The 19,592-nt window shown below is 43.6% G+C and carries 25 protein-coding genes; 7 read left to right on the top strand and 18 right to left on the bottom strand.

The window, feature by feature from the left end; genetic code table 11:
* Nucleotides 1-9: 9 nt before the first annotated feature.
* From RI501_RS07490 to RI501_RS07480, 3 genes are read right to left on the bottom strand one after another with little or no spacing between them, the layout of a single operon-like run.
* On the bottom strand, nt 10-390 hold the full coding sequence (locus RI501_RS07490) for a GIY-YIG nuclease family protein (RefSeq protein WP_313821347.1): 381 nt from the start codon (nt 388-390) through the stop codon (nt 10-12).
* Between the two features lie 2 nt (nt 391-392).
* A complete protein-coding gene (locus tag RI501_RS07485; RefSeq protein ID WP_313821345.1) occupies nt 393-635 on the bottom strand; it encodes a DUF2087 domain-containing protein in 243 nt (80 codons plus the stop codon).
* 5 nt (nt 636-640) lie between these two features.
* The gene (locus RI501_RS07480) at nt 641-1,369 is read right to left on the bottom strand and encodes a DUF2087 domain-containing protein (RefSeq protein WP_313821343.1); all 729 of its coding nucleotides are present in this window, start codon (nt 1,367-1,369) and stop codon (nt 641-643) included.
* A 218-nt stretch (nt 1,370-1,587) separates the two neighbouring features.
* Here RI501_RS07480 and RI501_RS07475 point away from each other — a divergent pair, with 218 nt between their 5' ends.
* The 4 genes from RI501_RS07475 (at nt 1,588) to RI501_RS07460 (ending at nt 3,777) form a co-directional block, all read left to right on the top strand.
* Nucleotides 1,588-2,160, top strand: coding sequence for a matrixin family metalloprotease (locus tag RI501_RS07475; protein ID WP_313821341.1), 573 nt, complete (start codon nt 1,588-1,590; stop codon nt 2,158-2,160).
* A gap of 143 nt (nt 2,161-2,303) precedes the next feature.
* Entirely contained in the window at nt 2,304-2,777 is a 474-nt protein-coding gene (gene msrB / locus RI501_RS07470; protein ID WP_313821338.1) for a peptide-methionine (R)-S-oxide reductase MsrB, read from the top strand.
* The gene (gene msrA, locus RI501_RS07465; RefSeq protein ID WP_313821336.1) at nt 2,770-3,297 is read left to right on the top strand and encodes a peptide-methionine (S)-S-oxide reductase MsrA; all 528 of its coding nucleotides are present in this window, start codon (nt 2,770-2,772) and stop codon (nt 3,295-3,297) included. The genes msrB and msrA overlap by 8 nt, the downstream gene beginning before the upstream one ends.
* 36 nt (nt 3,298-3,333) lie before the next feature.
* The gene (locus RI501_RS07460; RefSeq protein WP_313821334.1) at nt 3,334-3,777 is read left to right on the top strand and encodes an NUDIX hydrolase; all 444 of its coding nucleotides are present in this window, start codon (nt 3,334-3,336) and stop codon (nt 3,775-3,777) included.
* 1,898 nt (nt 3,778-5,675) lie between these two features.
* On the opposite strand, the gene RI501_RS07455 is transcribed toward RI501_RS07460, so the two are convergent.
* The 6 genes from RI501_RS07455 to RI501_RS07430 all read right to left on the bottom strand — a co-directional run bounded on the left by RI501_RS07455 (nt 5,676) and on the right by RI501_RS07430 (nt 10,301).
* Nucleotides 5,676-6,065, bottom strand: coding sequence for a MerR family transcriptional regulator (locus tag RI501_RS07455; RefSeq protein ID WP_313821332.1), 390 nt, complete (start codon nt 6,063-6,065; stop codon nt 5,676-5,678).
* Between the two features lie 16 nt (nt 6,066-6,081).
* On the bottom strand, nt 6,082-6,705 hold the full coding sequence (locus tag RI501_RS07450; protein ID WP_313821330.1) for a flavodoxin: 624 nt from the start codon (nt 6,703-6,705) through the stop codon (nt 6,082-6,084).
* Between the two features lie 138 nt (nt 6,706-6,843).
* Nucleotides 6,844-7,869: an alpha/beta hydrolase gene (locus RI501_RS07445; RefSeq protein WP_313821328.1), complete on the bottom strand. Its 1,026-nt coding sequence runs from the start codon at nt 7,867-7,869 to the stop codon at nt 6,844-6,846.
* Nucleotides 7,870-8,084: 215 nt separating this feature from the next.
* Nucleotides 8,085-9,071: an aldo/keto reductase gene (locus RI501_RS07440; protein ID WP_313821326.1), complete on the bottom strand. Its 987-nt coding sequence runs from the start codon at nt 9,069-9,071 to the stop codon at nt 8,085-8,087.
* Between the two features lie 97 nt (nt 9,072-9,168).
* Nucleotides 9,169-9,822: an NAD(P)H-binding protein gene (locus tag RI501_RS07435; RefSeq protein ID WP_313821324.1), complete on the bottom strand. Its 654-nt coding sequence runs from the start codon at nt 9,820-9,822 to the stop codon at nt 9,169-9,171.
* A gap of 2 nt (nt 9,823-9,824) precedes the next feature.
* On the bottom strand, nt 9,825-10,301 hold the full coding sequence (locus tag RI501_RS07430; protein ID WP_313821322.1) for a flavodoxin family protein: 477 nt from the start codon (nt 10,299-10,301) through the stop codon (nt 9,825-9,827).
* On the opposite strand from RI501_RS07430, the gene RI501_RS07425 reads away from it, so the two are divergent.
* Nucleotides 10,294-10,437 carry a hypothetical protein gene (locus RI501_RS07425; protein WP_313821320.1) on the top strand — a complete coding sequence of 48 codons (144 nt, stop codon included), beginning with the start codon at nt 10,294-10,296 and terminating at the stop codon, nt 10,435-10,437. The two genes, RI501_RS07430 and RI501_RS07425, sit on opposite strands and share 8 nt — an antisense overlap.
* Before the next feature lie 11 nt (nt 10,438-10,448).
* Here the strand turns inward: RI501_RS07425 and istB are convergent, their stop codons facing one another.
* From istB to RI501_RS07400, 5 genes are all read right to left on the bottom strand, one after another.
* On the bottom strand, nt 10,449-11,186 hold the full coding sequence (gene istB / locus RI501_RS07420; RefSeq protein WP_048734105.1) for an IS21-like element helper ATPase IstB: 738 nt from the start codon (nt 11,184-11,186) through the stop codon (nt 10,449-10,451).
* A gap of 11 nt (nt 11,187-11,197) precedes the next feature.
* Nucleotides 11,198-12,415, bottom strand: a complete 1,218-nt coding sequence (gene istA, locus RI501_RS07415; protein ID WP_048734103.1) for an IS21 family transposase — start codon at nt 12,413-12,415, stop codon at nt 11,198-11,200.
* Between the two features lie 261 nt (nt 12,416-12,676).
* Nucleotides 12,677-13,126 carry a flavodoxin family protein gene (locus RI501_RS07410; RefSeq protein ID WP_313821319.1) on the bottom strand — a complete coding sequence of 150 codons (450 nt, stop codon included), beginning with the start codon at nt 13,124-13,126 and terminating at the stop codon, nt 12,677-12,679.
* A gap of 25 nt (nt 13,127-13,151) precedes the next feature.
* A complete protein-coding gene (locus RI501_RS07405; RefSeq protein WP_313821318.1) occupies nt 13,152-13,880 on the bottom strand; it encodes an SDR family oxidoreductase in 729 nt (242 codons plus the stop codon).
* A 35-nt stretch (nt 13,881-13,915) separates the two neighbouring features.
* Nucleotides 13,916-14,614: an alpha/beta hydrolase gene (locus tag RI501_RS07400; RefSeq protein ID WP_313821316.1), complete on the bottom strand. Its 699-nt coding sequence runs from the start codon at nt 14,612-14,614 to the stop codon at nt 13,916-13,918.
* Between the two features lie 26 nt (nt 14,615-14,640).
* Here RI501_RS07400 and RI501_RS07395 point away from each other — a divergent pair, with 26 nt between their 5' ends.
* A complete protein-coding gene (locus tag RI501_RS07395) occupies nt 14,641-15,570 on the top strand; it encodes an IS30-like element ISLpl1 family transposase (protein ID WP_313819825.1) in 930 nt (309 codons plus the stop codon).
* Here the strand turns inward: RI501_RS07395 and RI501_RS07390 are convergent.
* Both RI501_RS07390 and RI501_RS07385 read right to left on the bottom strand, forming a co-directional pair.
* Entirely contained in the window at nt 15,536-15,871 is a 336-nt protein-coding gene (locus RI501_RS07390; protein ID WP_313821314.1) for an alpha/beta hydrolase, read from the bottom strand. The genes RI501_RS07395 and RI501_RS07390 overlap by 35 nt on opposite strands.
* A gap of 111 nt (nt 15,872-15,982) precedes the next feature.
* On the bottom strand, nt 15,983-16,573 hold the full coding sequence (locus tag RI501_RS07385) for a TetR/AcrR family transcriptional regulator (protein ID WP_313821312.1): 591 nt from the start codon (nt 16,571-16,573) through the stop codon (nt 15,983-15,985).
* 544 nt (nt 16,574-17,117) lie between these two features.
* On the opposite strand from RI501_RS07385, the gene RI501_RS07380 reads away from it, so the two are divergent.
* Nucleotides 17,118-18,143 carry an IS30 family transposase gene (locus tag RI501_RS07380; protein WP_043023465.1) on the top strand — a complete coding sequence of 342 codons (1,026 nt, stop codon included), beginning with the start codon at nt 17,118-17,120 and terminating at the stop codon, nt 18,141-18,143.
* Nucleotides 18,144-18,617: 474 nt separating this feature from the next.
* Here the strand turns inward: RI501_RS07380 and RI501_RS07375 are convergent, their stop codons facing one another.
* Both RI501_RS07375 and RI501_RS07370 read right to left on the bottom strand, forming a co-directional pair.
* Nucleotides 18,618-18,743, bottom strand: a complete 126-nt coding sequence (locus tag RI501_RS07375; RefSeq protein ID WP_313821310.1) for a hypothetical protein — start codon at nt 18,741-18,743, stop codon at nt 18,618-18,620.
* 146 nt (nt 18,744-18,889) lie between these two features.
* Nucleotides 18,890-19,468, bottom strand: a complete 579-nt coding sequence (locus RI501_RS07370; protein ID WP_313821308.1) for a TetR/AcrR family transcriptional regulator — start codon at nt 19,466-19,468, stop codon at nt 18,890-18,892.
* Nucleotides 19,469-19,592 lie beyond the last annotated feature (124 nt).

Raw genomic sequence — 19,592 nt, 5'->3', positions numbered from 1 at the left:
GGGGGTCTCCTAATCTTGGTTGTCGTACGCCCAGCGTAAGGGGCGGTGGTTATAGCCCCGGTCGTCGAAGGGGGTCAATTTCCGTAACCATTTATCCTGCAAGGTTTTGAGCGTCTGGCGCATATTGACCACGTCGGCGGCATCGGCCTTCCATAGAACCGTATAGGTAAAGGCTGCCGCACCGTCTTTTAACCAATCGGTTTGTAACGGTGTGCCGTGGTAGAAATTTTGATTCAAATTCAATTGGTAATACCCCCACCGGTTATGCAGGTTCGCCACGGTATCGATAAAGATCTTGTGGTTACGGGTATTTTCAATCTGGATCACGCCGTAATAGGTGGGCGCAAACTTATACGCCGCGCGTAGTCGTTGTTTTTGTTGATCGTTCATAGTTAAGCGGTCCTTTCTGGAGCCAAGCGCCAATAAGCCGTACCGTCTGGTGTGCGTGCTAAGAAATGATAGTCAATGAGTAGGCGCCGTAGCAATGCGTAATCGGCATAAATTGGGCGTAGATGGTCGTTGATTTGGGATTCGGTGAAGCGTTGGCCGTCGGGGATGGTGCTGGTGACGCGCGCTAAGGTGGTCAGTAGGCGTTTTTGTTTTCGCGGCAAGCGCGTTAACTGTAATTCGGGCATTGTGGTCAATCCTTTCGAGTGGGGATGGTCCGCCAATAAGCGGTCCCATCCGGGGTTCGCTGTAAAAAGTGGTATTCAATCAGGAAACGCCGCACCATGGGGTAGTCAAAGTAAATTGGCCGTAGGTAGGCGTTGATCTGGGGTTCGGTAAATTGTTGATGGGCCGGAATTTCATCGATAATGCGGGTCAAGATGACGATGACGGCCTTTTGTTTCTTGGGCCAACGTTTGAGCTGTAACGGGTCGTGGGTAAAATCAAAGTAGCGTTGTAGTATTTTAGCGGACTCATCTTCGGTGATGAGCCAGCGGTCATCGGGATCCTGCGGGTGTTGGGGCACGTCCAAGAGTCGTTCGTGGGGATCGGTTTGGGCAAAAACGGCCTGATAGGTCGCCAGATAGAGCTTGGCTTGCTTCGCCTTTTCTCGAAAGGTGAATTTTTGGTGCCGAATGGTCGCCGCACTCACCCCGGTCTGCTCCGCGAGTTCACGGTCTTTAATTCCCGTGGCAAAGGCCTTTAGTAGGTCACGTTGCTTGGCCGTCAGGGTGTTATAGCGGCTATCGGTGTCGATGAGCGCCGTTAAGGCCCCGCCGTGTGCCGTTGCCAAATGCTGCTGAATCGTGGTCGCCGCGGTACCGGCTGGCCAGGTCAACTCGCAATACAAGCACGAGGGCCGTTGTTCTACCAGCGTCCACCCACGTTGTAAGTCCGCTAGGGTTAATTTCGTTAAATCCATACTGATCACTCCCAATGCTCCTGAGTTTACAAGTGTTGATTAAATCTGTCAACATTTTTATTTTCGTTGACTAAAATAATCAACAGTTTTAGTTGTGTGCATGACATTTCCGTTTGCTTTCGCGAAAGCGGTTTCAACTTAACGGCGAGTTAAATCCTGCTACAATGTGGGGTGATGGTAGCCGCAGGAGAACCCCTTGAGTGAAAGAGGGAGTTATCATGCGCAAGATAACTTGGGTACGGACCTTGATTATCTTTATTGTGTCGTTAGGTTTATTTGGTGGTACTGGCGTGACCAACGTCGCTGCCGCGTCCGTTACGCCGTTTGGCGCGCAACGGTTTGCTCACGATCATGCCACTTACGTGATCACCACCAAGTCCACCTATTACCGCGACATCTGGCAAGACGCGATTCGAGCGTGGAACAAGACCGGGGCGTTTAAATTCGAACCGGGCACCAAGCGCAACGCCCAGATTGATTTGGACACGGATTCACGGCGTCAGGCTGCCGAGATGGGGGACAACGTTGGGGTTACCCAGTACTGGGCCGAACACAATGACCTGATTGCCGTGATTAGCACGTTGAATCCAGAATTGATGAACGCTTTTGACTATTCTCGCGCGGACCAAGAGCACGTAGCCGAACACGAATTAGGCCACGCGATGGGGTTGAATCACAATCCGTCAAAGGACAGTGTCATGTACTACCGTGACCGGTCCGTGGGAATTCAGAAGGTCGATATCTTAGGGGTTGAAGAACGGTATCACACCCCAGCTGGGGAATCGGATTAACTCATAATGGGAACGCTTGACTCTAGGGTCGAGCGTTTTTTTCTGGGAAAATTTAGCGGGTCAAATAGTTGCTATTTGACCAAAAGCTTGTACACTAAGAGTAGCACTAATTAGTTGTGCGCAATTGATTAGGAGGGATTTTTATGACGCAATCAGATCAACCAACACCGACGGAAGCCTTAAAGCAGCGGTTAACCACCGAAGAATATGCGGTTACCCAACACGCGGCGACTGAACCGGCGTTTACCGGGAAGTACGACCAATTTTTTGAACCTGGTATCTACGTGGACGTGGTGAGTGGCCAACCGCTCTTTAGTTCCACGGATAAATACGATTCCGGGTGTGGGTGGCCGGCCTTTAGTCAACCCATCGACCCGCAAAGCGTAGTGGAGCACACGGATCACTCGTTTGGCATGGTTCGTCAAGAGGTCACCAGTCGGGACGCCAACTCCCACTTGGGGCACGTCTTCAACGACGGTCCTGCAGAACGTGGCGGATTGCGGTACTGCATTAATTCAGCAGCCCTTAAGTTTATTCCGGCCAGTCAATTAACGGCCGCGGGATACGGCGATTTTAACCAGCTGTTTACATCCCAAGGGGGTGCTCAGCATGACTAAAGCAACGGTGGAAACGGCAATTTTTGCCGGCGGCTGTTTCTGGTGTATGGTGAAGCCGTTCGACACTCAACCCGGTATCAAGGCGGTCGTGGCTGGTTATACGGGTGGTCACACGGTTAATCCCACGTACGCCCAAGTCGCTTCCCATACCACGGGCCATACGGAGGCCGTTAAGATTACTTTTGACCCCCAAATCATCAGCTATGCTCAGCTCGTCGATATCTATTGGCGTCAGACCGATCCTACCGATGCCAGCGGGCAATTCCAGGATCGGGGGGACAGTTACCGGCCCGTGATCTACGTTAATGGCCCGGCTCAACGGCAAGTGGCGGAAGCCTCTAAAGCCCAATTGGCCGCCAGTGGCCAATTTGACGCGCCCATCGTGACCCAGATTGAAGCGGCCCAGCCGTTTTATCCGGCCGAAGATGAGCACCAGGATTTTTATCGCCGCAACCCCTTACGCTACCAGATCGAGGAAATGGGCGGCCGCGAAGCCTTTATTCGGCAAAATTGGTCCTAAAGTCTGCTACACTGGACTTTAAGGATGGTGATGTGGATGGGTTACGTTTTAGACTTGCGACAAATGGTTGGACCACGGCCGCTGATCGTCGTTGGCGCGGCAGCCATGGTCACGCAAGCGGAACACCTATTGCTGGTAAAACGCCGAGATAACGGGCTTTGGGGCCTGCCAGCGGGTTCTAAAGAGCTCAACGAAAGCTTGGTCACGACCGCCATACGAGAACTTCACGAAGAAACTGGTCTCCGTGGTCAACAACCGCGGCTGTTAGGTGTGATTAGTGGGTCGCAGATGCAGTATCAATATCCCAACGGTGATCAGATTGATTCGGTGACCACGGTATATCGGTTGCAAGTGACCGGAGCCACCAAAACCAGTAATGAGACCAGTGACGTGCGTTATTTTGAGTGGCAGCAGTTACCAGCCAAGTTAACGCCAATTACCAGGCGCATTTTAGAGGAATTGGATTGGAACCAACTTTAAACGTTCAGTTAAAATCCGTGAGTCAGTGAGAAAACTGGCCACGGATTTTTTGTTTGAAATGAGCTGTAAGTTGAACTCGGCATGATGACGGCGATGAAAATGGTGGCTAATTGAAATCAGACAAGCTTTGGGAGTGCCAGCGGTGTAAATTTACTACTTTTGATAATATATATTATGTAAAGTAGTAAAAGAAAGTTATTTTCGGTCGGATTTAGGGCCAGCCCTCTTGGTACCATGTATGTCTTTTTTGCTTGGCATCCATTCAGTTGCTTTTTCTGGTCATCTCAGCCGTAATTATTTTTGGTTGCAACTGTGAGCCATGTCCGGACAAGTTTCGGGTTCTATGGCGCAAGATGTGTGGGACAAACCTGGTCGCAAGATCAACTCACCGACCGAAGCCACGTGGTCGTTAAATTCAGATAAACCACAAAATTACAGGCGTTGCTGAGCGCATTTAGACGCAGAACTACCCATCTAAGATGTGAACGTGTCGTCAGAATCAACGTCTGTGATGTCAACTGAGCTAAACACCGTGCTGACGGGATTTACGAGCTGTTGCCTCAGCAGTCACGGTAAATATGAATTCATTAGCTGCTGCCGGCGTTAAGAACATTGATGGTTGTCGCAGCATTAGCGGTTCACGCAACCGCCAATCAGGCTAAAATTAGTAAGTCGGTTGTCGTGAATAAAACCAGTGTTGCAGCCAGAGTTGAACCATGTTGAAGCACTTAAGCTACGTGATTTCAATTGGTTTGATGGTCAGCTGTAGCTATTCTGGTTAAATGATATATTATGGTAGAAAGTTACCAGATTTTGCCACTGAAACTGGCTATAAACGCTGTTAAATCAACGATTGTAGTGAATTTGGTGACCAACAAGACTGTCCCAAATATTCGTTTAAACTTGGTGGTCATGAGCCATTTATTAGGCACTAGTGATTACCAGCTAGGAGCTGACTTCTTCAAGGGACCGGGAAAAGTTTTCGACGACTACTTTCATTAAAATGTGGATTTTAAAGACACTATTAAATAAGACTAGTTGACCTAAGTTTAATCGAATAACTATTGTTCAAGGAAAGTAAAGTTATGATAATTTGTAATGAAATTTCTAGAATCACCCTTTCTACTAGCACGGGGACATTTTTATTGAATACCTATTTTATAAATAACCTTTATTTCCTTTTTTGATTTACCCTGCTCACTGCTAAGAATTGAATAAATGTGATGATATTTTAACATTCGGATTTTGAGATAATTAATTAAAATATTTCCTCTTTAGTACCTGCCACCTGCCTACTTACCCTTTCTATTTGTCATTTCACATAAATTATTATCTTCTGAGTACTAAAGTCCCCTCTCCGTAATCCTTCTTACAGGATATTGTTGAAAAATCCATAGCTCACTTTCAGTTCGTATTGTGACTACCTTGGGAATTGGCGAACCTTCTATATGGGTTAAGCTTTCTAACGCTTTATTTAACAAATTTACTTGCTGTTTCTAGGGTCTGTCTTAAAACTCGATCACCGATTTAAGTGATCATCCATTACCCTTTACTGAAAAGAATCCAGTTTATTTATTGTTATAACTCGTATAAGCTGGAGGGCCAGTCAGAAGTGGGCTCAGGGGTGAAATTTGTGTTGGCCGGTGTCCTTTGCCGGCCTAGACAAAGGTCGGTCTTCAAGACCTGGGCTATGGGCTTGAAGCCGTGCCCACCCCGTTCCAGCCCGTTTCTGACTGGCCCGGAGGCGCTGAATACTCAAAATTAGTCTTTTAAGACAGGCCCTAGAAATAATAAAGATGTCCTTTCAATATTGGCTTGTATGCCAATATTGAAAGGACATCTTTATTTAGTCGTTAGTGACTTTTAAGAAAAATAAAACGCAAGAATGTACTTAGACGTCACTTATCGTCTAATGCTAATTTCTCTTTTTCATAGTTTAACGTGTGATCCTCGAAGTGATCGATTTTAAATTGGAGATAATTTACGGTCTTTTGAAGTTGGGCAATTTGTTCCAGCATAGCGTCACGTTGGTCGACTAAAAGACTTTTTCGGACGTCGTTAGAGGCATTGCCCTCACGGTATAATTTCACGAATTCAATCAATGACTCAATTGACATACCGCCGTTTCGTAAAACCTGAATGTAATAAACCCAATTAAGATCTCGTTCGGAGTAGTCCCGATAGCCACTAGCATTACGCTTAATTTCGGGTAGTAGCCCTATTCGTTCCCAGTAACGTAAAGTATCTTTAGAAACGTTAAATTCTTTACTGACACCATTAATGTTCATACTGACCCTCTCATTTCTATTTTCTGACTAGCTTATTCTTGACCAAGAATTTCCTTAAATGATCGTTATTCGTATACCGAATTCCCTTAGCCAGCTTGGCGCCATCTCTGTTAGTCATTTGCCGTAAATATGGCATTGAGCTACTAATTGGTGACGCCATACTGGTAGTGAAAGGAACAATCGCTTTTTGCTTGAAATTTGCCGTGTCAAACAACGTATGAATAATCATTGGTGGTTGTCGCCACCAAGTTGGAAATCCAATATAAATCGTTTTGTATTGAGCTAGATTCGGGAGCTTATTTGCCATTGCCGGATGGGTGTTGGTTGCCAGCTCTTTTTTAGCAACCTTGACTGCTGCATCGTAGGTTGAAGGATAGGCTTTCCGGGGACGAATTCGGATGATATCTGCTCCAGTATCTCGTTGCAGGGCCATCGCAGCCTTTTTAGTATTTCCAGAAAGCGTAAAGTACATAATTAATTGACGGGATTTTCCCGTTGGTTTCTTGTTTATAACCGCATGAGTGCGATTCATACTTGTTTTCCCGCCACTCGAGCTTTTGGCTTTAGAATAACCCCCACCAATTAAGATAACAACCCCTATGAGAATCAAGGCTGTTATGGTGATGGACAATTTTTTCATAGTTTATCATACTCCTATTTAAGGTACCGACAATTTTATTTATTTGGGTCTTAAAACCAGTTCCACAGCGTTTATTTAAACAAAGGGCCCCAAGGAGTTAGTCCTCGTGACCCTTTGAAAACGATGCTATTTTTGAAATTAGAGCCGGGTACTCAAGAAATCCAGCAGCTTGTTGAGCTCTTGTTCGACATATTCTGGCTTCCAATAAGTCTCAATGTGGTGTGCGCCGGGAATTAAGAATAATTCCTTATCCGTCGTACCAGTTGCGTTAGCATAGGCTTTTTCGGTCAAGTAGAATGTATCAGCTTGTGATCCCGCCATCATCAATAATGGCACGTTAATCAGATCCATGTTGACAGAAGCATCAAAAGTCATTAAATTCATGAAGCTGCTTTGCGTGTAGACAAACGTTGACTTTGGGTGAGCATGGGTTTGGGCGTAATAATCATAACCTTCACGATATAAATCGTATGGCAGTTTAGCGGCTTCTTCAGGTGTCAATTTCTTTAAGTCGGCCGTGTAGTCAACACCTTCACCACGTACTTCCTTTTCACGGGCTTCAGAGGCCTTCTGCAGTCGTTCCTGGATTGTGTTGGCCTCGGAGTCCATGAATCCATTCCGACGAACTAAACCTGAATTAAACGCGGATAACGTCGCAACAACTTTAAACCGCTTATCGGTTTGTCCGGCACGTAATGTGTAGCCACCACCACCGCAGATTCCAAAGGCAGCCATGCGATCATAATCAACTCCAGGGAACAGTGATAACGCATCCGCCATACCGTGAATATCTTCAACCCGGTATGCTGGATTATCGACCATCCGGGGTGATCCTTCAGAGGCACCTTGGAAAGAAGCATCAGCGGCAATTGCAATATACCCATGTTCAGCTAGCCGCTGTGCAAATAGACCGGCAACTTGTTCCTTAACCCCGCCGTTTGGATGAGCGACCGTTAAAGCTGGGTATTTTTTCTTTGGATCATAATCGGCTGGTGTATAGACGTTAGCAGCAATCTTCAAGCCATTTAAGTTGTAACTGATTGGGTGAATATTCACTTTACCAGGTTCATTTTTGGTAATGGCATCCTGGTAAACTAATCCCCAGGGGTTATCGTTAATTTTAGGTAAATCTTCAACAGCAACTTCTTGTAATTTCATCGTCATAATTTTAAATCTCCATTTCGTTAAATATTTTAGTGATATCTCTTATCTGTGATAAATCATAATCCTTGAAGTGAACTCCAACGCAAGCACCTTATCGAAATTATTTTAATAAGTTTAAAGCTCAATACTTTGGGAGCTGCTCAACAACATGAATACAGAATAAACCTTGGAGCTAACTTCAACGCAAGCGAAATTCACAACTTATTTTGATTTTTTTATAATCCAGCACGCTTGGCTAATTCAGGGGTATATCGATTGCCAATAATCTGAATTTGATCAGCAGCCTCTGTAATACTAGCTAGTTCGTCAGCGTTAAAGACGATTTTTTCTGCACCCAGATTTTCCTGTAGTCGTGAAAGCTTAGTGGTACCAGGAATTGGCACAATCCAGGGTTGCTGTGCTAGTAGCCAAGCTAGCGCAATCTGGGCCGGTGTTGCTTGTTTACTTTTAGCGATTCGCTTCAATAAATTTACTAGCTTCATGTTGGCTGCTAGAGCATCCTTTTGAAAACGTGGCAATTTTCGGCGGCCATCGTTTTGAGTAAATTCCGTATCCAGATCCACCTTACCCGTTAAAAAGCCCTTTCCTAACGGGCTAAAGGGAACTAACCCGATACCGAGTTCTTTTAAAGTTGGAATCAGTTCCTTTTCGGGTTCTCGGGTCCAAAGTGAGTACTCACTTTCAACAGCATTTAACGGCTGAATAGCATTGGCCTTTCGAATCGTTTGAATACCAGCTTCTGATAGCCCCCAGTGCTTGATCTTTCCAGCCTTAATTAGGCGACCCATGGTCTCCGCCACGTCCTCAATTGGTACCTGAGGGTCCACCCGATGCAAGTAATACATGTCGATAGCATCGACCTGTAATCGTTCTAGGGACCCTTCAACCGAAGCTACTAGGCCACGTGGATCACCATCTACTACCTGCTTACCATCAACGATCTTGATTCCACCCTTAGTCGCAATCGTAACTCGATCATGATAGGTCTTGAAGGCTTTTCCTAATAAGCGTTCGTTCGTAAAAGGCCCGTAGACCTCTGCTGTATCAAAGGTTGTTTCGCCTAACTCTACAGCTTGTTGTAACAACCGAATCATGTCCGCTTCAGTTTTTGGTTCGCCATAGGCAAAACTCATACCCATGCACCCCAGGCCAATGGCATCGACAGTCAGTGGACTGGTACTACCTAGTGTTCTTTTATTCATAAAGGTCCACCCCTTTCAGGCGTATTCATAAATAACGCTTTCCAAATGAGTTTTTAGCGCTATTAATAATCTCCAATATAATTCGTCGTTTAGTCTTTTAATAAACCGGGCGAGTTTCTCCTTCAGTGCTAGGATCAGCCATACCAATGCTTGTACGGCTATATTTCGTTGGCTCAGCGATAATCTGTAAAATAACGTCTGCAACACTTTGTCGCGAACCAGAGACACCGATATACGCCTCATTCTTACCCGTCACTTGATAATTGATTTCATTTCGATCGTTTAGCCATGGTAAACGAAGAGTTGTGTAATCTAGTCCTGAACCTTCTAGTAAGCGATCTGAGATAACGGCAGGCTCCATTCCATGACTAATCATTTCGGCATTCCAGCGACCAAACTCTCCACCAACTTCTTGATAAATCCCCAATACATTTGTAGAAATAACGCGCTGGACATGCTTTGCCTGCATACCCTGAATAACGTTATTAGTAATCCGGTTTTGAGGATCATGATCGACGACTCCTACAAAAACCAGGTCCTGATTTTCCATGGCCGTGCTTATCGACTGTGGATCGGTAATATCGCCTTCAATTAATGTTACACGTGGATTATCCGTGTATTGAGCTAACCGGGACGCATCACGTAAGAATAGAGTTAAGTTGATTTGATCAAATTTTGGTTCATTAAGAATTCGTTGTTCAACAATCCGAGCGATTTGACCATTCGCAGCTAAAATCAATACATTTTTCATTGTTATTTCTCCTCCGTCTGGTGAAGCCATGTCTTAAACTGAGTCGTTGTTTTTTCAATCTCAGTATCTTTTACCGTATAGTCAGATAAAATAGTTGTAGAAACTGGCGTCAGCTTCTGTAAGACTTGTTGCGCCGTGCCGGCACCATATCCCGCATGCGTTGTAAATTCCGCGACCTTTTTGCCGCCCATTTGTTGGCCAAATTGTTTCAGAAATGTTTGCATGGGGTTAGCCAGCGTCATACACCAAATCGGACTCCCGAATAGTACGAGATCATATTGTGTGAAGTCCGGTAAATCCTCAACGCGTAAGTGAGGTAAAGCCCCCGCTTGTTCTTGATTTGCTCGACTGACCGTAGCCTCATAGTCTGTAGGATAAGGTGTTTTGACCACTAATTCATAACTATCTGCGTGAAGGACAGCCTGTGCAATTCGGGCTTGGTATTCAGTATTTCCACTATGAGAAAAATAGATGACCAATGTTTTAGCATCTTTTGTAATGAAACGGGTTGGAGATACCGTTAAATTAGTATCTTGGCCATCGGAAACTGCGCCACGCCCTTTAGGTGTCAATAGCGGCGTAGAAATGTTGGAAAATGGCGGTTTAAAAATGTAGGTTTTTGGCGGTTAGTTTGTTGCTTTTAGGCGGTATGATTTTCCAGTTATCTTGATGATATGGGAATGATGAACTAAGCGGTCTAGAATGGCAGCGGTGACTGTTGGATTCTTGAAAATCTCGACCCATGTTGAAAGCTCGCTATTGCTAGTAATTATCGTTGAGTGTCGTTCATATCGCGCATTAATTAACTGAAAAAGAAGGTTGGCTTCGTCATGTTCTACTGGTAAATAGCCGATCTCGTCGATAATCAATAAGTCATATCGTGCATAACGGTTAATACAACGGTCTAGGGCGCCCTTCTCGTAAGCCGTATGCAGCCTTAGTAAGAGGTCATGACAGTTGATAAATAGGGTTCGTTTTCCTTGCTGACAGGCCGCCATGCCTATTCCAATGGCTAGATGCGTCTTACCGACGCCCGGACTACCGATAAAGACTAAGTTTTCTTGTTTCTCCAAGAACGCTAAGTCGCTAAAACTCTTTATTTTCTGCTGATTAATACTGGGCTGAAATGAGAAGTCAAAAGTTCTCAAAGATTTATTCTGGGGGAACCTTGCTCGTTCAACTATTCGTTGAACTTGACGTTGTTCTTGCCATTCAAGCTCCACGTCAGTGAGCTTAAGCATAGCCTCTGTAAATGAGAGTTCTTGCTCGTTGATTTGATCAAGAAAGTTTGGTAAGTACGCATGCATCTTGGCTAAACCCAAAGTATCTAAGTTGGTCATTAATTCCTGGAATTTACTATTCATTTATTTACTCCTCACACTTCGTCATATTGAGATAGATGTTCTGCGATAAATGCCTTAATTTCTTGATCATTCCGACCTTTAAGGAGGTCGGATTTTAGGATTTGAACGCGGTCATCCTCATGATAATTTAAGGCTTGAGTCGTAATGTCGTGCGAACGGATTGGTTCTCCGTTATAATAGATTTGAAGTTGGCGTGCATTATCAGATAGTTCAATGTTGACTGTCCGACCTATGTAACGCGGATCTACAGAGTACTTGCACTTACGGAAGTTAACCATCGATTCCTTCGATACGACACGGGTAATGTCTTCTTCGAAGAAGGAATCTAGCAGGTTAGCCGGTAGTTCGTGGAGGTACTCTTTTTCTTCGTACTCAAATTTATCTAAAGGAACTTGGTTCGTTGATTGTGACACTTCGTGATTTAAATCATCGCAGAGTTCATCGACGATATGAATCAAATCTACGCCATCATCGAACTCATAATTATATGGCCGGAGACGTTCGATGGTTCGTGCCAAGGCTTCCACGACTCCTTTTGTTTGTGGCCTTAACGGCCGACAAGCAATTGGTTTATAACCGGCATCTTGACAGAATTGTTTAAATCGTTCGTTGAACACGGCCCTTCCAAAATTAGACTTTGAGTGATCAACGACTTGCTTCATGTTATCGAACCAGATTTCATGAGGAACGCCACCAGTTGCTTCGAAGGCATCATCTAAGCAACTGAACAGGGTATCCTGACTCCGATCGAAGACTAACGTAATGAATTTCAACTTTGAAAATGGTAAAACATACAGGAAGACATTGAAGTGATGTGGCTTCCCATCGCGTGAATATAGCGTCATTTCTTCCTTCCAATCCACTTGAGCTGATAGTCCAGGCGTGTGTTCAACACGTATTGTAGCTTTATGAACTTTTTCTTTTTTGAGACCGGCGCAGTAGTTACGGACAATCGTGTATTGGCCAGTAAATCCCTTCTTCTGAATGAATTTGAAGATAGCCATCGCTGAACAGTTAAGCTCAATCTTATCTTCAATAATGTCTCGGTAAGCGTCAAGCTTACTGGGACGCTTAGTCGTTTTCTTCAACGCTATTGGGGCTTGGGCCTCTTGAAATGCTCGTTTGGCGGTGCGGTAATCAACCCCGTATTGTCGGGCTAGGGCAGCGTAGTTAGGCTTTAAATTATTTTTCACGTAAGTCTGCACTCCTTCTCGAATATCGTATCTCACATCGATAACCTCCTTGGTTCCAATGTGATTTATGATATCAAAAAATGTAGGAAAACCGACAATTTCTAATTGCCATTTTCCTACATTTTACGACCGCCATATACACTTTAGGTAATTTCATATTCAATCTGATCGACTCCTTTTGCTTTAATCAATAATGAAACTATAAACCTTGGAGTTCACTTCAACGCAAGTACTAAATCAAATCTTTTTAAAGAATAGTGATACAAAAAGGGCTCGGTTATTTACCGGGCCCTTGAATTAGTTGTCTAGAATGGCTGTTATTCGCGAAAAGTTCGTACTATTAGCAGCTACCTTATTAATCACTGTGGGTGAACTTAAATATCGCCGAAGGGTTTGACCACAAGTACCAAACCCGACCATGAACTTATCACTTGTGAAAGTAACACGTGCATAGGTGTGCTTTAGTTGTTTCAAAAAAGACACGACTGATCGTGGTAAATCCGCATACCAGATGGGCGATACCAAGATTAATACATCGGCCTTTGGATCTAGAGAAAGCGGCTGGATAGGAACCTCAACATGGTGAAAGCGCTCATGTTTAGCTTGCGCCGTTAATTCGTTGTAGTTCATGGGATAATCCTCAACTGGTATGATTGGAACTGCTGAGGTCCCATAGTGCCTAGCAATATTCTCAGCCAAACGTTTGTTATGACCGCTATTTGAAAAATAAACCACTTGAGTGTTCATTCATACCCACCTCACTGTTTAATAGCTACCAGGCGATTTTCCCAGATTCACTGATTAATTGTCCGGAAGGGCCATCGGCTGGTAAGGTCGCTAGTTTGACCACAATTTGGGCACCTTCGGCTACACTACGTGGCGCATTAAATCCATTTAAATCCGTGGCAGTCCACCCTGGATCGGCTGCATTGACCTTAATTGCTGTGCCCTTCAATTCTCTAGCAAACATGACCGTTAACGCGTTAACGCCATTCTTAGAAGCCGCATACGCTGGATTGATGGGTGCACCCTCGATGGGGTGACTTTGCCAGTTTAGAGATCCGACTGAAGAAGATAAGCTGACGATACGGCCTGCCTTTGCCTTACGAATCAAGGGCAACATAATTTGCGTAACAGCAAAGCTCCCAAAGAAGTTCGTATCAAAGGTCTGACGTAAAACATCGACACTCACGGTACTTGGAAGTTCATCATCCGGCAGTGCGATGCCAGCATTATTTATCAAGACATCTAATTTTTGATACGTATTGGAAATTTGATCTGCTGCCCGTTGAACTGTTTGCTGGTCAGTGACATCAATCTCTAAAGTATCGGCAACAATGTCTAATGCTTTCAGTTGTTCTACGGCAACTTGGCCCCGTTTTACATTTCGACTCCCAATTAATACGACATATCCTTGCTGGCCTAATTCCTTAGCAGTTTCGAATCCAATACCGCGGTCAGCTCCCGTAATCAGTGCAATTTTTCTAGTTGGCTCTGTCATGGCTAATCAATCCCTTTCCGTTTTTTTCTTTAAATTTACAGGTTGGCCTTAAAGAAAGCGGCTGCTTTTGCGACTGCTTGGTCGACATATTCCGGCTTGTCATAAAGATCGACGTGGGTCGCACCTTCAATCGTAAACAATTCCTTATTCTTAGAAGCTGCCTTTTCGAGTAAATCTTCTGAGAAGCGTAGCGTGTCAGCGTTTGTACCGGCAATCATCAGAATAGGTTGGGTCAAGTATTTGTCAGCAAACATGAACGTTGAAAAGTCTGTCATCTTGTCAATCGACATCATTGATACTTGGTTCGTTGAACGTGGGTGTTGACCACGAGGCGTCCGATAGTACTCATGAGCTTCTTCCAAGGTATTTGGCATACCAGCCGTTACTTCTTCTGGAACAAACGTCCCATAGATTGGGTCGGCGCCATTAGCTTCACGCGTCCGTTGATTTGATGCCTCTTCCAACAAAGCCAATTGGGTTTCAACTGGTGTTTTACCGTCAAAGCCGTCACGAATCCATGATGCAGGATCACTCATACTAGCGACCGCAACTGCTTTGATTCGCCGATCCGTCATAGCCGTGTGCATGGAATAACCAGCACCAGCGCAGACACCAAATTGACCAATTCGTTCGTTATCGACGTAAGGCAATGTGGTTAAATGGTAGATTGTAAAATTAATCCGAACGCTGTTCGGACAAAAAAGATCAGCTTCCTTTAAAATGGTGTTTACCACAAACCCATCTTTTAGGAGCTGATCTTTTGTCTAGTATAACCTATTCCGAACGAATTAAAATCGAAACCTTTTGTGAACTAGGGCTGTCCAATATCCAAATGGGCGTTCGGCTGAACCGATCACCGTCAACAATTTCTTATGAATTATCTCGATGTCAACCTTATCAGGCTGAATTAGCACAAACAGATGCCGAATACAAGCGATCACGATGTGGTCGGAAAACTAAGCTGAGCGATGAGTTAAAGCAAAAAATTCTCAACCATTTACGTCTAAGCTGGTCACCAGGAATGATTGCTCACGAATTTAAACTAGCTACTAAATCTATTTATAATTGGCTAAATCAGGGGAGAATTGATTTCTCCTTGAATGATCTACCTGAACATGGCGTACGCCAACGGCGTAACGTTGACCAACGATCCAAATATAATCAATCTTTGGGGCGATCAATTGAACAGCGTCCCATGATGATTAATCAACGTAATCGCATCGGCGATTTTGAACTAGATACAGTCGTTGGTCCTCGTGGGCATAGTAAGGCAGTTTTATTAACTTTAATCGATCGAAAATCACGGTTCCTTTGGGCATACCGGTTAAAAGATCGAACGACAGCGAGTGTTAATGAAGCACTGACTAAGTTCCTAACAACTTTTAATGGACCGGTGCACAGTTTTACTGTGGACCGTGGTACTGAGTTTAGTGGGCTAGTATCATTTGAATCACAATATGGTATTAAGACCTATTACTGTCATGCTTATACGCCAGCTGAACGTGGTAGTAATGAACGCTTTAATCGGAATTTACGTTATTTTTATCCTAAGGGGACTCGTTTTGAGCACATTAGTGCTCAAGATTTAACGACGACGTTACTCCAAATTAACCAGCGACCGCTTAAAATACTCGACTGGCAAACACCGTATCAGGTTATGCTGACCAATTTGTCCAAAAATTCGGATTAAATTTGCAATCTACCAAATAGTCGATGGCGCATTTGATATCTTCCACCCGTTCGTAAGGAGCTTCCAACTGACGTGGTGTACCGCCACTTTCACCTTGATGTGACGTATCAAAAGCTAGTGCGATGAATCCGTATTTGGCGAGTCGTGAACCATAGTTGGTTGCAATCTGTTCCTTAACGGCACCAGCAGGTGAAGCAACTGGGAAAGCTGCGTATTGTTGGGCCTCATCAAAATCATCAGGAAAGAATAGGATTCCGGCCATTTCATGTTCATTGTTCTTAAAAGTTACTTTCTTTTGCATCATAATTTCTCCATTCTGTTGGTTAGCTATATTATTTGCGAGAAAAAGATTGTCGCAGACAGTTTCTATAATAATCGAATGAACGTTCATTATAGTGGTAAAAGGAAAGTGCTACTTTTTAATAGCACTCCAAGCTAGTTCAATCAAAGACTTAATCCGTACGTCAGTAAACTCAAATTCTCCTCTAAAATAACGTTTTGCTGCTTCAGTAATCGGCGGTTCAATGTAGGCAAACAAAACATCATCGTCTACGTTTTTAAAAACTCCTTCCTGCCGTCCTCTTTTTACAAGTTGATACATCGGTGTAAAATAATTATTGGCTTCCCGATCATCTAATTCACTCATATAAGGTGAATTAGTGAACTGTTGCAGAAATAAGAAGGCTTCCTTATTTTCCCGAATATAATCAATATAATTACGAATCACTTTGGCAAGACTGGCTTTAATGTCCATTCCATCGGTGTCTGCAAACATTTTAGCACCCATTTTTTGTTTGGTATCGAGGTATAGCTTCTTCAACATATCATCTTTATTTTCAAAATACACATAGATCGTTGAAGGAGAAACACCCGCGTGCTTCGCAATTTTTGACATCGGTGTTGCTGAAAAGCCGTCTTTATTTAAGAGAAGAATAGTTGCCTGATAGATAGCCTCTTTTTTACTGTTATCTTTATATCGCATGTCTGTATAATAAACGGTCATTCGATTATAGTCAACCCAAAACTGCAACTTTTTTGTTGGCTCGATCTTTTTGATTGTATAAAACGCTGATGAATCAGCATTTATCTTGAAAAAATATTTTTAAATATCGGATTCAGAACGGTAGCTTCACTCATCTTATAGTTCACCGGAGTATTAAAAGATCCAATGATTTGCAACAGTTAAGTCACCAGGTGGGAGTATTGAACAGACTAAGCCCTTCGATTATAAGCAACACAAAAATTATAATGAGAATAAAGCTGATTGATTATCGACTGCGCTTAGCTGAAAGTTCGCTTTTTAAAAATATGCTTTGTGGAAGTGTTTGTGAAACGAAATAATAAATATCCTTTTGACTGTCATAACTTTACTTTCGTTTCTACCAGTTGGCATAACTTTACTTTCCCTGAACATGATTATTTTGCTTACCTCGATTTAAAATTGAAGTGCAACACCTGCTCTACTAGACCAGTTCTTTATTCAGACTAGTCAAAAAGGCCATGAAGACCTATTCTTAATTCACCACAAACAAGAAAGAGGTATCTTCATGACCCGAATTAAGAATATCATATCTAATCAGTATCACCAACTCAATTTAGCTGAACGTGGTCGAATTGAAGCCCTAAGGGGCTTAGATTGGTCCATCCGCCGGATTGCCAAGGCTCTTCATCGTAATCCCAGTACGATTTCGCGTGAATTAAGACGGGGGACAACAACACAGATTAACGCTAATACTCGTATCTTCGAACAGTCATATCTGGCGGAAACTGGCGAAGCAGTTTATCGTAAGCACCGGCTAAACAGCTGTTATCGTGGACTCTTTGATCACTGTCAAACCTTCTGTAATGCTTTGGTTACAGCTTTAAAAGCTCGCCCCAGAATGCATAGTGTGGATACTTTTGTTCACCAATTCAAGACTAATTACCCAGGAGTTGTCTGTCCCTCAACACCGACGGTGTATCGATACATTGATGACCAGCGTTTAACTATCCGTAATTCAGACCTACCAGCTAAACTCCGTCGCCGAGTCAAACGTCCCGGAACAAAGCATCACCGAATCAATAAGAAGAATCTGGGCCATTCAATCGAAGAGCGTCCCACTGTGGTTCAAGCACGTCAAGAGCTTGGACACTGGGAAGGTGACTTGGTCAAAGGTAAACGAGTTGAATCTGAGCCAGCATTAATGACTTTGACTGAACGTGTTAGTCGTTTAGAAATCATCGTTAAACTTCCCAATTATCATGCCGACACTTGCTTGAAAGCCCTCCAGAACACCTTATATGACTATGGAACTGAGTACTTTAAAACCATTACTTTTGATAACGGTGCCGAGTTCTCAAGCTTGAGCCAAGTGGCGGGAACGGACATCTACTTTGCCCATCCTTATTCACCATGGGAACGCGGAACCAATGAGAACACTAACGGCCTTTTGCGCGAGTTCTTCCCGAAGGGTAGATCCTTGGTTTTGGCCTCACTCATTGATATTCAGCTGGCTCAGGATACCTTAAACAACCGGCTGCGGCGTTCATTAAACTATCGTTGCCCAGCCGATCTAATGCCTGAACTAGCTTAGCAACTAGACCACTTCTAAGAATAGATTCTTAGTGTTGCACTTGATTTGACAATTGAGGATTATTTTGCTTAACAAAAGTAAAGTTAATGAAACTGTAGCATCTCCTGAATGACTGATACGGATTACATTGGTTAAATGTTTTGTGTTGATAATCTTTCCTCTATTTTCTTTCCCTTGCTCATTGCTAAAAATTAAATCAATGGGAACTTTTTCCTGGTTCTCCCCAATTGTCAGCTTACACAGATTATCCTCTTTTGAGTGCTCAAATTTCCCTTCAGCCATTCTTCTTTAGCAAAACAAGTCTTCTCGCCTCTTTCAAATTCAAATCAGGTTCAAAAACGGAAAAAGAATCCAATTCGTACATTAATTGAGCTCTCGGATTACTTCACTAACATGGGTTGATAAAACATTCATATCTTTAATTAAAGTTAGCCTACTGGGCATTGGCAATAGTCACCGTTATTGACGGAAGTCTTAACCGTTTCCCTTAGTTGCTAAGTAGTAGATGATAGTGGTTGTCTTGGAACTAGCCACCGTTTTAACGATAACTTTCTTCAAGTTGGTCTTAGCCAGGTGAGTATCAACCTCGGTCTCCTTCATCACAGTTCCTTCAGTGGGACTAAAGAAGTCATCCTTTCAAAGCCTATAACGAGACTTTATCCAAATGATTTACTGTTCATCGATACCGGAAATTAATTCCTAAGAATACGTATGCTTACATTGAAGTCTGAACGCACGATTCATTCCTAAGATCCACGATGTAACGAGGTGACAAAGCCTCTAAAATAAATGTCGTTCAACTGCTGCGCCAGTTTCTCCGTGGATAGTGAACGGTTCGGTGACGTTTGGTAACGGATCGTCTGAATGAATAAATTGGCGAGGTATTGCTCGATTAATTCCGTTCCTGCCGTTTTCTTGACGGTTGACTTAGTTGAACCGTAAAAAATCGCGGAAAACATCTTGGTCAGTTTGACCTCAAATAAGCGATCACCGTTGGGACCCAGAAGGACCGCCATCTGTTTAGCCATCGTTGGTTCATCAAATACCCCTAGCAGGGCTGTCAGTTGGTCAACGGTTACGTCAACTCGTCCGTTCAAATCAGCTACTTCGTGATAGTGAGCTTTAATGTCGGTAATTAACCGATCTTCAATAGTCTCCAACAAAGCATACTTGTCATCATAGTAGCGGTAGAAACTGCTGCGGTCGTAATGCATAGCCTCGGTCACGTCGCGAACAGTAATGGTTTCAAACTTTTTAACCGTCAACAATTGCAATAGTGCCGTCTCAAATTGATTTTTAGTTGCCGCTTGTTTTTTCGAGTACATGATAGCCCCCTATTTCCCTAATTTTACAACAAAATCCGTCATCTTGTTGTATTTACAACGTAATGACGGATTTTGTTGTAGCAATGCCGTTACGAGACGGGTAGCCTCAAGGGTAATCAATCCA

Origin of the sequence: Levilactobacillus zymae, from assembly GCF_032190635.1 — a bacterium.
In the GTDB taxonomy this organism is placed as follows: Bacteria; Bacillota; Bacilli; order Lactobacillales; family Lactobacillaceae; genus Levilactobacillus; species Levilactobacillus zymae_A.
The sequence above is the reverse complement of the archived record's forward strand: the minus strand, read 5'-3'. Positions and strand labels throughout refer to the sequence as shown.

Excerpts from the sequence above, each read along its gene's own strand:
- RI501_RS07435 (WP_313821324.1), bottom strand. The coding sequence starts at position 9,822 with ATGAAAAATGTATTGATTTTAGCTGCGAATGGTCAAATCGCTCGGATT.
- RI501_RS07460 (WP_313821334.1), top strand. The coding sequence starts at position 3,334 with ATGGGTTACGTTTTAGACTTGCGACAAATGGTTGGACCACGGCCGCTG.
- RI501_RS07450 (WP_313821330.1), bottom strand. The coding sequence starts at position 6,705 with ATGAAAAAATTGTCCATCACCATAACAGCCTTGATTCTCATAGGGGTT.
- RI501_RS07475 (WP_313821341.1), top strand. The coding sequence starts at position 1,588 with ATGCGCAAGATAACTTGGGTACGGACCTTGATTATCTTTATTGTGTCG.
- msrB (WP_313821338.1), top strand. The coding sequence starts at position 2,304 with ATGACGCAATCAGATCAACCAACACCGACGGAAGCCTTAAAGCAGCGG.
- RI501_RS07440 (WP_313821326.1), bottom strand. The coding sequence starts at position 9,071 with ATGAATAAAAGAACACTAGGTAGTACCAGTCCACTGACTGTCGATGCC.
- RI501_RS07385 (WP_313821312.1), bottom strand. The coding sequence starts at position 16,573 with ATGACCGTTTATTATACAGACATGCGATATAAAGATAACAGTAAAAAA.
- RI501_RS07445 (WP_313821328.1), bottom strand. The coding sequence starts at position 7,869 with ATGACGATGAAATTACAAGAAGTTGCTGTTGAAGATTTACCTAAAATT.
- RI501_RS07410 (WP_313821319.1), bottom strand. The coding sequence starts at position 13,126 with ATGAACACTCAAGTGGTTTATTTTTCAAATAGCGGTCATAACAAACGT.
- RI501_RS07380 (WP_043023465.1), top strand. The coding sequence starts at position 17,118 with ATGACCCGAATTAAGAATATCATATCTAATCAGTATCACCAACTCAAT.
- RI501_RS07375 (WP_313821310.1), bottom strand. The coding sequence starts at position 18,743 with ATGAAGGAGACCGAGGTTGATACTCACCTGGCTAAGACCAACTTGAAG.
- RI501_RS07405 (WP_313821318.1), bottom strand. The coding sequence starts at position 13,880 with ATGACAGAGCCAACTAGAAAAATTGCACTGATTACGGGAGCTGACCGC.
- RI501_RS07455 (WP_313821332.1), bottom strand. The coding sequence starts at position 6,065 with ATGAACATTAATGGTGTCAGTAAAGAATTTAACGTTTCTAAAGATACT.
- msrA (WP_313821336.1), top strand. The coding sequence starts at position 2,770 with ATGACTAAAGCAACGGTGGAAACGGCAATTTTTGCCGGCGGCTGTTTC.
- RI501_RS07425 (WP_313821320.1), top strand. The coding sequence starts at position 10,294 with ATGACCAATGTTTTAGCATCTTTTGTAATGAAACGGGTTGGAGATACC.
- RI501_RS07485 (WP_313821345.1), bottom strand. The coding sequence starts at position 635 with ATGCCCGAATTACAGTTAACGCGCTTGCCGCGAAAACAAAAACGCCTA.
- RI501_RS07490 (WP_313821347.1), bottom strand. The coding sequence starts at position 390 with ATGAACGATCAACAAAAACAACGACTACGCGCGGCGTATAAGTTTGCG.
- RI501_RS07480 (WP_313821343.1), bottom strand. The coding sequence starts at position 1,369 with ATGGATTTAACGAAATTAACCCTAGCGGACTTACAACGTGGGTGGACG.
- RI501_RS07390 (WP_313821314.1), bottom strand. The coding sequence starts at position 15,871 with ATGCAAAAGAAAGTAACTTTTAAGAACAATGAACATGAAATGGCCGGA.
- RI501_RS07370 (WP_313821308.1), bottom strand. The coding sequence starts at position 19,468 with ATGTACTCGAAAAAACAAGCGGCAACTAAAAATCAATTTGAGACGGCA.
- istB (WP_048734105.1), bottom strand. The coding sequence starts at position 11,186 with ATGAATAGTAAATTCCAGGAATTAATGACCAACTTAGATACTTTGGGT.